This window comes from Paracoccus gahaiensis (assembly GCF_005048225.1).
GTDB lineage: Bacteria > Pseudomonadota > Alphaproteobacteria > Rhodobacterales > Rhodobacteraceae > Paracoccus > Paracoccus gahaiensis.
Map to the genome: position 1 here is coordinate 50020 of NZ_SUNI01000016.1, position 13492 is coordinate 63511.

General features: G+C 70.8%; 15 protein-coding genes. 11 read left to right on the top strand and 4 right to left on the bottom strand.

Going from position 1 to position 13492, the window contains the following annotated elements; translation table 11 throughout:
• The first annotated feature begins 49 nt into the window (after positions 1-49).
• From FA743_RS15035 to FA743_RS15070, 8 genes are all read left to right on the top strand, one after another.
• A complete protein-coding gene (locus tag FA743_RS15035) occupies positions 50-613 on the top strand; it encodes a NifU family protein (RefSeq protein ID WP_136886919.1) in 564 nt (187 codons plus the stop codon).
• Positions 606-1208 (top strand): tRNA (adenosine(37)-N6)-threonylcarbamoyltransferase complex dimerization subunit type 1 TsaB, encoded by a 603-nt coding sequence (gene tsaB, locus FA743_RS15040; RefSeq protein WP_136886920.1) that lies wholly within the window; start codon positions 606-608, stop codon positions 1206-1208. Before FA743_RS15035 ends, tsaB begins: the two co-directional genes overlap by 8 nt.
• Before the next feature lie 11 nt (positions 1209-1219).
• Positions 1220-1711 (top strand): GNAT family N-acetyltransferase, encoded by a 492-nt coding sequence (locus FA743_RS15045; protein ID WP_136886921.1) that lies wholly within the window; start codon positions 1220-1222, stop codon positions 1709-1711.
• A gap of 81 nt (positions 1712-1792) precedes the next feature.
• The gene (locus tag FA743_RS15050) at positions 1793-2782 is read left to right on the top strand and encodes a BMP family lipoprotein (RefSeq protein ID WP_136886922.1); all 990 of its coding nucleotides are present in this window, start codon (positions 1793-1795) and stop codon (positions 2780-2782) included.
• Positions 2782-4425: an ABC transporter ATP-binding protein gene (locus tag FA743_RS15055; RefSeq protein ID WP_246054981.1), complete on the top strand. Its 1644-nt coding sequence runs from the start codon at positions 2782-2784 to the stop codon at positions 4423-4425. Before FA743_RS15050 ends, FA743_RS15055 begins: the two co-directional genes overlap by 1 nt.
• Positions 4425-5531 (top strand): ABC transporter permease, encoded by a 1107-nt coding sequence (locus FA743_RS15060; protein ID WP_136886923.1) that lies wholly within the window; start codon positions 4425-4427, stop codon positions 5529-5531. The genes FA743_RS15055 and FA743_RS15060 overlap by 1 nt, the downstream gene beginning before the upstream one ends.
• Positions 5528-6556, top strand: a complete 1029-nt coding sequence (locus FA743_RS15065; RefSeq protein WP_136886924.1) for an ABC transporter permease — start codon at positions 5528-5530, stop codon at positions 6554-6556. The genes FA743_RS15060 and FA743_RS15065 overlap by 4 nt, the downstream gene beginning before the upstream one ends.
• Positions 6540-7343, top strand: coding sequence for a purine-nucleoside phosphorylase (locus FA743_RS15070; protein ID WP_136886925.1), 804 nt, complete (start codon positions 6540-6542; stop codon positions 7341-7343). The genes FA743_RS15065 and FA743_RS15070 overlap by 17 nt, the downstream gene beginning before the upstream one ends.
• Positions 7344-7413: 70 nt before the next feature.
• Here the strand turns inward: FA743_RS15070 and mnmH are convergent, their stop codons facing one another.
• On the bottom strand, positions 7414-8466 hold the full coding sequence (gene mnmH, locus FA743_RS15075; protein WP_136886926.1) for a tRNA 2-selenouridine(34) synthase MnmH: 1053 nt from the start codon (positions 8464-8466) through the stop codon (positions 7414-7416).
• A gap of 2 nt (positions 8467-8468) precedes the next feature.
• A complete protein-coding gene (locus tag FA743_RS15080; RefSeq protein WP_136886927.1) occupies positions 8469-9047 on the bottom strand; it encodes a L,D-transpeptidase in 579 nt (192 codons plus the stop codon).
• Positions 9048-9185: 138 nt separating this feature from the next.
• Between FA743_RS15080 and FA743_RS15085 the strand changes: the two genes are divergently transcribed.
• From FA743_RS15085 to FA743_RS15095, 3 genes are read left to right on the top strand one after another with little or no spacing between them, the layout of a single operon-like run.
• Positions 9186-9434 carry a hypothetical protein gene (locus FA743_RS15085; RefSeq protein WP_136886928.1) on the top strand — a complete coding sequence of 83 codons (249 nt, stop codon included), beginning with the start codon at positions 9186-9188 and terminating at the stop codon, positions 9432-9434.
• Positions 9435-9476: 42 nt separating this feature from the next.
• Complete coding sequence (locus FA743_RS15090; protein ID WP_136886929.1) at positions 9477-11882, top strand: heavy metal translocating P-type ATPase; 2406 nt, start codon at positions 9477-9479, stop codon at positions 11880-11882.
• The gene (locus FA743_RS15095; RefSeq protein ID WP_136886930.1) at positions 11879-12529 is read left to right on the top strand and encodes an arylesterase; all 651 of its coding nucleotides are present in this window, start codon (positions 11879-11881) and stop codon (positions 12527-12529) included. The genes FA743_RS15090 and FA743_RS15095 overlap by 4 nt, the downstream gene beginning before the upstream one ends.
• A 40-nt stretch (positions 12530-12569) precedes the next feature.
• Here FA743_RS15095 and FA743_RS15100 read toward each other — a convergent pair whose 3' ends face one another.
• The gene (locus FA743_RS15100; protein ID WP_136886931.1) at positions 12570-13043 is read right to left on the bottom strand and encodes a copper chaperone PCu(A)C; all 474 of its coding nucleotides are present in this window, start codon (positions 13041-13043) and stop codon (positions 12570-12572) included.
• 32 nt (positions 13044-13075) lie between these two features.
• Positions 13076-13414: a hypothetical protein gene (locus tag FA743_RS15105; RefSeq protein ID WP_136886932.1), complete on the bottom strand. Its 339-nt coding sequence runs from the start codon at positions 13412-13414 to the stop codon at positions 13076-13078.
• Between the last annotated feature and the right edge of the window lie 78 nt (positions 13415-13492).

Consider the following 13492-nt stretch of genomic DNA (forward strand, 5'->3'; position numbering starts at 1 on the left):
TGACCCGAGGGCCCCCGATGGCCATATCAGGGATCAAAGGAGCGCCCCCATGTTCATCCAGACCGAGACGACGCCGAACCCCGCGACCCTGAAATTCCTGCCCGGTGAATCGGTGCTGGGCAGCGGCACCGCCGATTTCCCCTCGCCCGACACCGGAGCCTCCTCGCCCCTGGCGCGGCGGATCTTCGCCGTCGAGGGCGTGACCGGGGTGTTCCTGGGCCGCGACTTCGTGACCGTGACCAAGGCGGACGGCGCGGCCTGGGATCATCTGAAGCCCTCGGTCCTGGGCGCGATCATGGAGCATTTCCAGTCGGGCGCCCCCGCCATCGAGGGCGCGGCCCCCGAAAGCGCCGGGCACGCCTCGCATGAGGCCGGACCCGATGCCGAGATCGTTGTGCAGATCAAGGAATTGCTGGACACCCGCGTGCGGCCCGCCGTGGCGCAGGATGGCGGCGACATCACCTTCCACGGCTTCGACCGGGGCATCGTCTATCTGCACATGCAGGGCGCCTGTGCGGGCTGCCCCTCCTCGACCCTGACGCTGAAGATGGGGATCGAGAACCTCTTGCGCCATTACATCCCCGAGGTGGTCGAGGTCCGGCCCGTTGCCTGACCGGATCGTTCTGGGCTTTGACACATCGGCCGCGCATTGCGCGGCCGCTTTGCTGCGGGGCGACGTGCTGATCGCCACCCGCCACGAGGACATGGCCAAGGGGCAGGCCGAACGGCTGATGCCGCTCATGGAGGAGATGCTGGCCGGTGCGGGTCTGGGCTGGCGCGATCTGGACGCGATCGGGGTCGGCACCGGGCCGGGCAATTTCACCGGCATCCGGATCGGCGTCGCGGCGGCCCGCGGGCTGGCGCTGGCGCTGCGCATCCCGTCCATCGGGGTGGGCGCCCCCGAGGCGCTGGCCTGGGGTCTGGCGCGGCCCTGCCGGGTGGTGATCCCCGGTCGGGGCGGCGAGGTGATCTGGCAGGATTTCACCGGCCCGCAGGAGGGCGAGGCGGAGGGCCGGCCGCAGCAGGCTGCGACCGGCGCGCTGCCGCCCGGCCCCGCGCCGGCGGAGCCGGTGGTGGGCATCGCCGAGGGCGTGGCGCGCCTGGCGGCCCTGCGCTGCGACCGGCCGCAGCCGCGCCCCGCGCCTCGCTATCTGCGCCCGGCGGACGCAGCCCCCGCCCGCGAGGCGCCTCCGGTCATCCTGCCGTGAGGCCGCCCGACATGCGCCCGGACACGGACGGGCAAGACCTTCCGCCAGCGGCGCCGACCTCTCAGGCCCCCCTCGGCCCTGACCCCTCTGCGCAGGCGCTGGCCCTGCTGCATGCGCGCTGCTTCACGCGGCCCCGGCCCTGGTCGGCGGCGGAGTTCGACAGCCTCATCGCCCTGCCCGGCTGCTTCCTGCTGACACTGCCCCAGGGCTTCCTGCTAGGCCGCACCGTCGCGGACGAGGCGGAACTGCTGACGCTTGCGGTCGCGCCCGAGGCTCGGCGCGCGGGGCTGGGGCGGCGGCTGATTGCCTCGTTCGCAGGCAGGGCGCGGCAGATGGGGGCAGCGACGGCCTTTCTGGAGGTGGCGGCGGACAATCCGGCGGCCCGGGGCCTCTATGCGGGCACGGGCTGGGTGGAAGCCGGCACGCGGAGGCGATATTACGGCCCTGCGACGGATGCGATCGTGATGCGCCTGACGCTGCGTGCCACCCAAGAAGGCGGTTGACCGACCCCGACCGATGCGCCCTAATCGGGCCATCGGCGGGCCCGTTGAATCGCCCGTGAAAAAACAGGATGAGGTTCCTTGATGTCCCTGATGAAATCGCTTCTGGCGGGTGCGGCCCTGACCGGTCTGACGGCGGGCGCGGCCCTGGCCGACCCGGCCCTGATCTATGATCTGGGCGGCAAGTTCGACAAGTCCTTCAACGAGGCGGCCTATACCGGCGCCGCCCGGTGGGTCGAGGAAACCGGCGGCACCTATCGCGAGCTGGAGATGCAGTCCGAGGCGCAGCGCGAGCAGGCCCTGCGCCGTCTGGCGGAATCGGGATCGAACCCGATCGTCATGACCGGCTTTGCCTTCGGCGACGTGCTGACCCAGGTGGCGGGCGATTACCCGGATACGAAATTCGCGATCATCGACATGGTGGTCGAGGCGCCGAACGTGCAGTCGGTCGTCTTCACCGAGGAACAGGGCAGCTATCTGGCGGGCATCATGGCCGGCATGGCCTCGGACAGCGGCACCGTGGGCTTCATCGGCGGCATGGACATCCCGCTGATCCACAAGTTCGAATGCGGCTTTGCCCAAGGCTTCAAGTCGGTCCAGCCCGAGGGCAGCGTGCTGATCAACTATACCGGCACGACGCCCGCCGCCTGGAACGACCCGGTGCGGGGCGGAGAGCTGACCCGCGCCCAGATCTCGCAGGGCGCGGACGTCATCTATGCGGCGGCCGGCGGCACCGGCATCGGCATCCTGCAGACCGCCGCCGACGAGGGCATCCTGTCCATCGGCGTGGACAGCAACCAGAACGCGCTGCATCCGGGGCAGGTGCTGACCTCGATGGTCAAGCGCGTGGACAATGCCGTCTACGAGGCCTTCGTGGCGGGCGCCGATCTGGAGCCGGGCATCCGGGTCATGGATCTGGCCGCCGAAGGCGTGGATGTGGCGGTGGACGAGTCCAATGCCGATCTGGTGACGGCCGAGATGCAGGCCGCCGTGGACGAGGCCAAGGCGGGCATCGCCTCGGGCGAGGTCGCGGTCCATGACTACATGACCGACAACACCTGCCCGGCGTCCTGATGACCACAGCAGGCGATGCGATGGGGGGGCGGCCCGCTGCGGCCGCCCCCGCTGCCATCGAGCTGCGCGGCATCTCGAAGGCATTCGGTGCGGTTCAGGCGAACCGCGACATCAATCTGACCGTGCCCAAGGGCACCATCCACGGCATCATCGGCGAGAACGGCGCGGGCAAGTCGACGCTGATGTCGATCCTCTACGGCTTCTACAAGCCCGATGCGGGCGAGATCCTGGTGGGCGGTCGGGCGATCACCATCGCCGACAGCCAGACCGCGATCCGCGCGGGCATCGGCATGGTTTTCCAGCATTTCAAGCTGGTGCAGAACTTCACCGTGCTAGAAAACGTCATTCTGGGGGTCGAGGACGGCGCCCTGCTGCGCCCGTCTTTGTCCAAGGCGCGCGGCGTGCTGAAGCAGCTGGCCGCCGACTATCAGCTGAGCGTGGACCCCGACGAGACGGTCGAGAACCTCTCCGTGGGTCACCAGCAGCGGGTCGAGATCCTCAAGGCGCTGTACCGGCAGGCCGACATCCTGATCCTGGACGAGCCCACGGGCGTGCTGACGCCGGCCGAGGCCGATCACCTGTTCCGCATCCTGGAAGGGCTGAAGGCCGAGGGCAAGACGATCATCCTGATCACCCACAAGCTGCGCGAGATCATGGAGATCACCGACAACGTCTCGGTCATGCGGCGGGGCGAGATGGTGGCCTCGGTCAAGACGTCCGAGACCAGCCCCGAGCAGCTGGCCGAGCTGATGGTGGGCCGCAAGGTCCTGCTGAACGTGGACAAGACCCCGGCGCGGCCCCAGGCCCCGGTGCTCGAGGTCCGCGACCTGACAATGCGCGATGCCGAGGGCGTCGAGCGCCTGCGCGGCATCAGCCTGGACATCCGCGCCGGAGAGATCCTGGGCATCGCGGGGGTCAGCGGCAACGGCCAGACGCAGCTGCTGGAGATCCTGGGCGGGTATCCCGAAAAGGGCGCCAAGGTCGGGGGCGATGTGCGCATGAACGGCGCCCCCCTGCCCCTGTCGGGATCGGGCTGCGACGCGGGCCAGCGGCGCCGCGACGGCGTGGGCCATATCCCCGAGGACCGTCAGGTCGAGGGGCTGATCATGGATTTCACCGCATGGGAGAACGTGGCCTTCGGCTGGCATGACGCGCCCGAGTTCAACAAGGGCTGGCTGATGGACAATGACGCCATCCGCCGCGACGCGCAGGCCAAGATGGAGCGCTTCGACGTGCGACCCCGCGACTGCCATCTGGCGGCGCGCAACTTCTCGGGCGGGAACCAGCAGAAGATCGTCGTGGCGCGCGAGATCGAGCGCAATCCCGACCTGCTGCTGATCGGCCAGCCCACGCGCGGCGTCGATATCGGCGCGATCGAGTTCATCCACAAGCAGATCGTGGCGCTGCGCGATGCGGGCAAGGCGATCCTTCTGGTCTCGGTCGAGCTGGACGAGATTTTGGCGCTGTCCGACCGCGTGGCGGTGATGTTCGACGGCCGCATCATGGGCGAGCGCCTGCCCGGCCAGACCACCACGGGCGAGTTGGGCCTGCTGATGGCGGGCATCACCGACACCGACCACACCCCTGCCGAGGCCGGCATTCCGCCCGAGGTCGCCCATGACCTGCCACAAGGACGCGCCTGATGGACAAGATGCCGAAATGGGCCGACGTGATCCTGACGCCGCTGATCTCTTTGATCCTGGCCATGGGGATCTCGGCGCTGGTGATCCTGGCCATCGGGGAAAGCCCCTGGATGGCGCTGACCACGATGGTCGAGGGCGCCTTGGGCTCCAGCTATGGCTGGGGATTCACGCTCTATTACGCGACGAACTTTGTCTTCACCGGGCTGGCCGTGATGGTCGCCTATCACGCCAGTCTCTTCAATATCGGCGGCGAGGGTCAGGCGGCGATGGGGGGCCTGGGCGTCGCGCTGGTGCTTTTGTACCTGCCGCTGCCGCATTGGGCGATCGCCCTGCCGGTGGCGATGGTGGGGGCTGCGGCCTTCGGCGCGGCCTGGGCCTTCCTGCCCGCCTTCCTGCAGGCCAAGCGCGGCAGCCATATCGTGATCACGACGATCATGTTCAACTTCATCGCCGCCGCCCTGCTGAACTATGTGCTGGTCAACCAGCTGCGCCCGGTGGGCAGCATGGACCCGGCCTCGGCCCGCTTTCCCGAGGCGACCAACCTGCCCGCCCTGACCGACATCGCCGCCGCGATGGGGTTTGACTGGGGCCGCAATTCGCCCGTCAACGTGACCTTCCTGGTGGCGCTGGCGGCCTGCTTCCTGATCTGGGTGCTGATCTGGCGCACGCGGCTTGGCTATCAGATCCGCGCCTTCGGGCGGTCCGAGCCGGGCGCCGTCTATGCCGGCATCAACCCGGTCACCATCACCGTCATCGCCATGCTGATCTCGGGCGGGCTGGCGGGCATGATGGCCATCAACAACGTCATGGGCGAGGCGGAACGTCTGGTCCTGAACGCGGTCGAGGGCGCGGGCTTCATCGGCATCGCGGTGGCCCTGATGGGCCGCAACCACCCGCTTGGCATCCTGCTAGCGGCGCTCTTGTTCGGGTTCCTCTATCAGGGCGGCGGAGAGCTGGCCCTGTGGACCTCGATCCCGCGCGAGCTGATCATCGTCATCCAGGCGCTGGTGATCCTCTTCACCGGAGCCTTGGACAACATGGTGCGGATGCCGCTGGAGCGGCTGTTCCTGACCATGCGCCGCACCAGCCGGGGGGCGGTGAAATGAACATCCGCGAATCGCTGATCGCGATCCTGGTGCTGGGGATCTGCGTTTTCTGGGCACTGGCCGATGGCGCCGCCGCCCAGCAGGGCATCGGCAGCGCGCTGCGCCTGATGACGCCGCTGCTGCTGGCCTGCCTGGCGGGGCTCTATTCGGAACGCGCGGGCGTCTTCGACATCGGGCTGGAGGGCAAGATGCTGATGGCGGCCTTCACCGCCGCCTCGGTCGCCTACATCACCGGCAGCGCTTGGCTGGGGCTGGCGGCGGGCATCGGCGGGTCGCTGGCCCTGTCGCTGATCCACGGGCTGGCCTCGATCACCTTCATGGGCAACCAGCTGATCTCGGGCGTGGCGATCAACTTCCTGGCCTCGGGGCTGACGGTGCTGATCGGGCAGAACGCCTTCGGCCTCGGCGGCCGCACGCCCGCCCTGACCGGCGACGGCCGGTTTGGCCCGATCACCCTGCCCGGGGCCGAGGCCGTGGCGGACGTGCCGCTGCTGGGACCGATCTATTCGGGCCTGATCTCGGGCCAGACGATCCTGGTCTATGTGGCCTTCGCGATGGTGCCGATCACCTGGTGGGTGCTCTACCGCACGCGCTTCGGGCTGCGGCTGCGGGCGGTGGGTGAAAACCCGGCCTCGGTCGACACGGCGGGCATCTCGGTCACGCGGCTGCGCTACACGGCGGTGGCCATCGCGGGCATCCTCTGCGGCATCGCGGGCGCCTATCTGGCCACCGGCCTCTCGGCGGGCTTCGTCAAGGAGATGACGGCAGGCCGCGGCTTCATCGCGCTGGCCGCGCTGATCTTCGCCAAGTGGCGGCCTTGGCAGGCGCTCTTCGCGACCTTCCTCTTCGGCCTTCTCGAGGCGATCGCCAACCTCTATCCCAACCTCGATCTGGGGATCGTGGTGGTGCCGTCGATGTTCATGAACGCGCTGCCCTATATCCTGACGGTGATCATCCTCGCGGGTTTCGTGGGCCGCGCCATCCCCCCCCGCGCCGGAGGAGAGCCCTATGTCAAGGAGCGCTGAGCTGGCCGCCCTGATCCGCGCGCGCGCCGGGGATCAGGCGCCCGAGTACGGGCTGATCCTCGGCTCGGGCCTGGGCCATCTGGCGGCGCAGGTTCAGGGCGTGGCGATCCCCTATGACGACCTGCCGGGCTTTCCCCATGCGGGCGTCTCGGGCCATGTCCCCCAGCTGGTCATCGGCGAGCTGGAGGGCAAGCGCGTCGCCGTCTTCGGCGGTCGGTCGCATTACTACGAACAGGGTCGGGCGGATGCGATGCGCCTGCCCTTGGAAACCCTGGCCGCGCTCGGCTGCGAAAGACTGATCCTGACCAATGCGGCGGGCTCGCTGCGCGCCGACATCCCCACGGGCGGGCTGATGCTGCTCAACGACCACATCGCCTTCGCAGGCACCAACCCCCTGATCGGAGAGGCGACCGACGCCCGCTTCGTCCCCATGACCGACGCCCATGACACCCGGATGCGCGCCGCCCTCTCGGCTGCGGCGCAGTCCGAGGGCGTGGACCTGCCCGAGGGCGTCTATTGCTGGTTCTCGGGCCCCAGCTTCGAGACCCCGGCCGAGATTCGCGCCGCCCGCATCCTGGGCGCCGACGCGGTCGGCATGTCGACGGTCCCCGAGATCATCCTGTCGCGCTTCCTGGGCCTGCGCTGCGCGGCCATCTCGGTCATCACCAACATGGGCGCGGGCCTCTCGGACGAGGCGATCAGCCACGACCACACCAAGGCCATGGCCCCCCTGGGCGCCGCCAAGCTGGAGCGCCTGCTGCGCCGCTTCCTCCGCGACGCCGCCTGAGGACCCGCCCCCTGCGGCGGTCCATAAATATCCCCGCCGGAGGCATCAAGGCCCGCCACAAGCGCCGCCCTCAGCCGCCCAAGCGCCCCAGCCCGGCCTCGATGGCGCCGGCGGCGGCGTCCAGATCCACCAGCGTCTCCAGAACCACGGTCCCGCCGCGCCCGTCCTCGTGGCGCATCCGGTGGCGCTGATAGCGCGGGTCGTAATGGTGGCGCAGCAGCCCCTCGGACAGAGCCTGCCAGTCCTGCCGGGCCAGCATCGCGCGCCAGTCCTCCAGCCGCTCGGCGGGATGCAGGGGCGCCAGCAGGTCCAGGATGCCGGCCACGCGGGCGGGATCCTCGACCATGTCGCCATAGCTGGCGGCGGTGAAGGCGGCGCGGGCCTCGACCGGCACCTGCATCTGAAGGCGCGGCGCGGCGCAGATCGCCTGCCACATCGCTTTGGGGACGTTGACGACGCCGATGCGGCTGCTCTCGGCCTCGACCAGCACCGGGCGGGCGGGGTCCAGCCCCTCCATCGCCAGGGCCAGGCGTCCCTCGAACATCTTCTGGCTGGGCTGGCCGCCGGGCATGGCGCCGAACAGGCTGCCGCGATGGTTGGCCAGCCCCTCCAGGTCGATCACCTGATGCCCCCGCGCGGCCAGCCGCTGCAGGATCGCGGTCTTGGCGCTGCCGGTATTGCCGTCCAGCACCACCACCGGTGACGCCACCGGGCCGTTCTGCACCCGGTCGACCACCAGCGCGCGCCAGGCCTTGTAGCCGCCCTCGATCCGGCCCACGCGCCAGCCGATCTGGCCAAGGATCGTGGCGAAGCTGCCCGAGCGCTGCCCGCCCCGCCAGCAATAGACCAGGGGACGCCACGCGCCGCCCCGGTCCATCAGCGTGCCGGTGATGTGGCGGGCCGAGTTCGCCGCGACCAGCGCCGCGCCGATCTTGCGGGCGTCGAAGGGCGAGACCTGCTTGTAGATCGTGCCCACACGGGCGCGTTCCTCGTCATCCAGCACGGGCAGGTTGATCGCGCCCGGCAGGTGATCCTCGGCAAATTCGGCGGGGGCACGCACGTCGATGATCTGGTCGAACCCCGCCAGCGCGGGGTCCGACAGGCCGGCCAGTCGCAGCGACAAGGTCAGAAGACGTAGACGGGCGTGCCGAGCGGCACCTGGTCGAAGAGGCTGATCACCGCCTCGTTGCGCATCCTGAGGCAGCCGTTCGACACGGCCTGGCCGATCGAGCCGGGTTGCGTCGTGCCGTGGATGCGGATCGCGGTGTCGTTGCCGCGATCATCGTACAGGTACAGCGCGCGGGCCCCCAGGGGGTTCTGCGGCCCACCCGGCATGCCGTCGGCATATTGCTGATAGGCGTCGGGGTTGCGCTCGATCATGTCGTTGGTCGGGCGCCAGCTGGGCCATTCGACCTTGCGCCCGATGGTGGCCTTGCCCTTCCAGACCAGCTCTGCCGTGCCCACGGCCACGCCATAGCGCACCGCCCGGCCCGGCGCCGTCACGTGGTACAGAAAGAAGTCGCGGCTGACGACGACGATGCTGCCGACCTCGAAATCGTCGCGGATGGCGACCTCGACCGGCGCATAGGGATCGACCGCGGGGGTCGCGGCGACGGCGGGCGCGGCGGGGGCGGCCTGCGCCATCGCCAGCGCCGGGGCGGCGGCCAGCAGGGCGGCCAGGGAGATGATCTGACGACGGTTCATGGCGGGGTCCTCGTCCGGTTGTCGTTATTCCCCCGGATACAGGCAAACCGCCCCCGCCCGCAACTCACGACGCTGTTGCGGGGCCATTCGGGACCCGGCGGGCTTGACCGGGGGGCCCTGCGGCCACATCTTGAGCTCATGAGCTGCCCCCATGCCCGTTCCGCCCCCCAGGCCTGCGCACCCGACCGGCGCGTGGCGACCCGGCCTGCACATCGCTGCCGGGGCCGGGGCGACCGGGCCTGCCGCTGCCACGTGACCGCCCGGCCCCGGCTGGCGCGGCCCGTGCCCCTGCCCCGGCCTCACCGGAACTGGCACCTTGCGGCCCCGACCCGCCGCGACCTGCCCGATCTGGCCCCCCTGCGCCCGCAGGCGCCCCCGCGTCCCTGAAGGATCTGCGCCCGACCCGCATCCTTGAGGAGACCCCTTGCCATGACCCCAACGACCCGTCTTGACCTGCCCATCCCCGACATCAGCTGCGGCGCCTGTGCCGCTCGCGTCACCCGTGCGCTGACCGCCCTGCCGGGCCTTGGCGAGATCTCGGTCAATCCCGTCACGAAACAGGCCCGTCTGACCCTGGACGGCGCCACTTTGCCGCAGGTGCAGGTGGCGCTGGCCGATGCGGGCTATCCCGCCACCCTGCCCGTCACCCGGCTAAGCATCGAGGGGATGAGCTGCGCCTCGTGTTCCGGCCGGGTGGAGCGGGCGCTGTCGGCGCGCCCCGACGTGGCAGAGGCGCAGGTGAACCTGGCCACCCACCGGGCCCGGGTGACCCATGCCCCCGGCCTGACCCCGCAGGCGCTGGCGCGGATCGTCACCGATCTGGGCTATCCGGCAACCGTGATGCAGGATGGCCCCGCCGCGCCGCCGCCGGACGAGGTTCCCGCGCTGCGCCGGGCGGTGCTGACCGCCGCCCTGCTGACCCTGCCCGTTTTCGTGGTCGAGATGGGCGGCCATCTGGTCCCCGCCTTCCACCACTGGCTGCACGATCTGGTGCCGATGCAGGCGCTGTGGCTGGCGCAGATGGTCCTGGTGCTGGCGGTGCTGGCCGGGCCGGGGCGGCGGTTCTTCACCACCGGCATCCCGGCGCTGCTGCGCGGCGCGCCCGAGATGAACAGCTTGGTCGCACTTGGTGCCGGGACCGCCTTCGCCTTCTCGGCCGTGGTGACGCTGGCGCCGCAGCTGGTGCCCGAAGCCTCGCGGCAGGTCTGGTTCGAGGCGGCGGCGGTCATCGTCACGCTGATCCTGACCGGCCGCTGGCTGGAGGCCCGCGCCAAGGGACAGGCGGGCGCCGCGATCCGCGCGCTGGTGGCCCTGACCCCGGACGAGGCGACCGCGCTGCGCGACGGCCAGCCGGTCAAGGTCGCCGTGGCCGATCTGCGCCCCGGCGATCTGGTCCGGCTGGCCCCCGGAGAGCGCGTCGCGCTGGATGGCATCCTGACCGAAGGCTCGGGGCCGATCGACGAATCCATGCTGACCGGGGAACCGGTGCCCGCCGCCAAGGTGCCGGGCGATGCGGTGACCGGGGGCACGGTCAACGGCCTCTCCGCGCTGACCTATCGCGTCACCGCGACCGGGTCGGACACGGTCCTGTCGCGCATCGTGGCGCTGGTCGAGGAGGCGCAGGCCGCGCGGCTGCCGGTGCAGGCGCTGGTCGACCGGGTGACGCGGGTCTTCGTGCCCATGGTCATGGCGCTAGCGGCGCTGACCTTCGCGCTGTGGCTGGGCTTCGGCCCCGATCTGGCCCATGCGGTCGTGGCGGCGGTCTCGGTCCTGATCATCGCCTGTCCCTGCGCGATGGGGTTGGCGGTGCCGGTCTCGATCATGGTGGGCAGCGGGCGGGGCGCGCAGCTGGGCGTGCTGTTCCGGCGCGGCGATGCGCTGCAGAAGCTGGCCTCGGCCCGCATCGTGGGCTTCGACAAGACCGGCACGCTGACGCAGGGGCGGCCCCGCGTCACCGCGATCTGGACCGAGGGGATCACTCGCGACCAAGCCCTGCGGCTGACCGCCGCCGCCGAGGCGCGGTCCGAGCATCCCCTGGCCGCCGCCATCCTGGCCGAGGCGCAGGGCCTGGACCTGCCCCCGGCGGATGAGGTGACGGCCGCACCGGGCCAGGGTCTGACGGCCAGGGTCGAGGGGCAGGCCCTGCGCATCGGCAACCGCGCGGCGCTGGAGGCCGCAGGCATCACCTCGGACCCGGGCCTGATGACCCAGGCTGACAAGGCGGCCTCCGAGGGCGCGACCCCGGTGCATCTGGCCGTGGACGGCCTCCATGTCGCCAGCTTCGCGCTGGCCGATCCCGAACGCCCAGAATCGGCCAAGGCCGTCGCCGCCCTGCAGGCGATGGGGTTGCAGACCGTGATGCTGTCGGGCGACCTGCCCGCCACGGCGCGGGCCGTGGGCGCGCGGCTTGGCATCAGCCGGGTCGAGGCGGGCCTCTCGCCCGAGGACAAGCTGACCGCGATCCGCGCGATGGGCCCCGGCAGCGTCTTCGTGGGCGACGGCATCAACGACGCCCCCGCCCTGGCCGCCGCCGAGACCGGCATCGCCATCGGCACCGGCACCGACATCGCCATCGAATCGGCGGATGCGGTGCTGATGTCGGGCGATCCCACCGGCGTGGTGCGCGCCATCCGCCTGTCGCGGGCGGTGATGCGCAACATCCGCCAGAACCTGTTCTGGGCCTTCGCCTATAATGTCGCGCTGATCCCGGTCGCCATGGGGGTGCTGGTGCCCTTCGGCGGGCCGCAGCTGTCGCCGATGCTGGGGGCGGGGGCGATGGCGCTGTCCTCGGTCTTCGTGGTGGGCAATGCCCTGCGCCTGAGGCGCGCCGCATGACCCTGACCCGACGCCATCTTCTGGCGCTGACCGCCACCCTGCCCCTCGCCCGCCCGGGCTGGGCGCAGCCGGCCCCGCTGCCCCGCATCCTGTGCTTCGGCGACAGCCTGACGGCGGGCTATGGGCTGAACCGGACCGAGGGGCTGGTGCCGCAGCTGTCAGACTGGCTGGCCGCCGCCGGGCGTCCCGCGCAGCTGATCGATGGAGGGCTGTCGGGCGACACCACCCCGGGCGGTCGGGTACGCATCGCATTCTCGATGCGTCGCCACAGGCCCGATGCGGTCATCGTCGAGCTGGGCGGCAACGACATGCTGCGCGGCTGGCAGCCCGCGGAGGGCGAGGCGAACCTGGACGCGATCCTGACCACGGCGGGTGCGGGCGGGCGACCGCTGCTTCTGGTGGGGATCCACGCGCCGGCGGGCGATCCCGCATGGCGGCGGGGCTGGGCCGAGATCTGGCCGCGTCTGGCCGCGCGCCACGATGCGCTGCTGCTGGCCGATCTTTACGCGCCGCTGGCCGCCGTGGCCCCGGACGACCGGGGGCCTCTGCTGCTGCGCGACGGGGTTCACCCCTCGGCGGCGGGCGTCGAACTGCTGGTGGATCATCTGGGCCCGGTCGCGGCCGAGCTGGTCGCGCGGGTCGGGTAAGCGGTGGGGGCGGCCCCGCGCGGGACCGCCCCCGGACCTGTCAGTGGCCGGCGTGCGGATCGGCCTCCGAGGCCGCCGCCGCATCCTCGGGGGAGCGCTGGTTGTCGACGACGGCCTCGGCCTCTTCGGTGCCGCAATCGCCGAAATCCAGGGTGAGGGTCAGGCTGTCGCCATCGGTCAGGGGATCGGTCAGGCCCAGCAGCATGACGTGATCGCCCCCGCGCGCCAGATCATGGGTCTGGCCGGGTTCGACTGGAATGCCGCCCTCGATCCGGCCCATCTTCATCACGCCATCCTCTTCCAGATGGGTGTGCAGCTCGGCCCGCTCGGCGGCCTTGGTGGTCACCGAGTGCAGGGTGCAGGGCACCTGCCGGTGATTTTCCAGCTGCAGGAAGACCGCACCCACCTGGGGGTTGGTGCTGCGGACATAGGCGTCGTTGATATGCATGCCGTCATGGGCCAGCGCGGTCACGGGCAGAAGGGCCGCGATCGCGGCAAGGGTCAGGGTTTTCATGTCAAATCCTTGGGTATTCGTTCAGGGAAGGGTCAGGCAAGCCCCGCCCCCGGCGGGTCCCTCACCCGGACCGGCCCCTGCCGTTCGGACCCCTGCCCCGCGCCCCGGTCCGGCAGCGCCTCCTGACCATGGGCCACGCGCAAAGGCAGCGCCACATCGGCGGGACCGATCGCCGCCAGAATCGACAGCGCCATGTCGGGGCACAGATGGGTGCGGCTGCCCTGGTCGCCGGGCAGCTCGATGGTGACGATGCCATGCCCGGTGCAGAGCACGATCTGCTCGCCCGACAGCACCGTGCCCCGCGCAGCCCCCAGCCCGATGCTGGTCAGCATCACGACAAGGATCAGGATCAGGGGCAAGGGTCGGATCATGAGCGGCAATCTAGCCCGGGGGCGCGGCAGGGTCAGCAGCCAATCGGTCGCAGCGCGGGCAGGCCCCGCACGAACCAC

What these genes read in the sequence shown, in the direction of transcription:
- FA743_RS15035 (WP_136886919.1), top strand. Translation starts at nt 50, where the DNA reads ATGTTCATCCAGACCGAGACGACGCCGAACCCCGCGACCCTGAAATTC.
- FA743_RS15045 (WP_136886921.1), top strand. Translation starts at nt 1,220, where the DNA reads ATGCGCCCGGACACGGACGGGCAAGACCTTCCGCCAGCGGCGCCGACC.
- FA743_RS15050 (WP_136886922.1), top strand. Translation starts at nt 1,793, where the DNA reads ATGTCCCTGATGAAATCGCTTCTGGCGGGTGCGGCCCTGACCGGTCTG.
- FA743_RS15055 (WP_246054981.1), top strand. Translation starts at nt 2,782, where the DNA reads ATGACCACAGCAGGCGATGCGATGGGGGGGCGGCCCGCTGCGGCCGCC.
- FA743_RS15060 (WP_136886923.1), top strand. Translation starts at nt 4,425, where the DNA reads ATGGACAAGATGCCGAAATGGGCCGACGTGATCCTGACGCCGCTGATC.
- FA743_RS15065 (WP_136886924.1), top strand. Translation starts at nt 5,528, where the DNA reads ATGAACATCCGCGAATCGCTGATCGCGATCCTGGTGCTGGGGATCTGC.
- FA743_RS15070 (WP_136886925.1), top strand. Translation starts at nt 6,540, where the DNA reads ATGTCAAGGAGCGCTGAGCTGGCCGCCCTGATCCGCGCGCGCGCCGGG.
- FA743_RS15080 (WP_136886927.1), bottom strand. Translation starts at nt 9,047, where the DNA reads ATGAACCGTCGTCAGATCATCTCCCTGGCCGCCCTGCTGGCCGCCGCC.
- FA743_RS15085 (WP_136886928.1), top strand. Translation starts at nt 9,186, where the DNA reads ATGAGCTGCCCCCATGCCCGTTCCGCCCCCCAGGCCTGCGCACCCGAC.
- FA743_RS15090 (WP_136886929.1), top strand. Translation starts at nt 9,477, where the DNA reads ATGACCCCAACGACCCGTCTTGACCTGCCCATCCCCGACATCAGCTGC.
- FA743_RS15095 (WP_136886930.1), top strand. Translation starts at nt 11,879, where the DNA reads ATGACCCTGACCCGACGCCATCTTCTGGCGCTGACCGCCACCCTGCCC.
- FA743_RS15100 (WP_136886931.1), bottom strand. Translation starts at nt 13,043, where the DNA reads ATGAAAACCCTGACCCTTGCCGCGATCGCGGCCCTTCTGCCCGTGACC.
- FA743_RS15105 (WP_136886932.1), bottom strand. Translation starts at nt 13,414, where the DNA reads ATGATCCGACCCTTGCCCCTGATCCTGATCCTTGTCGTGATGCTGACC.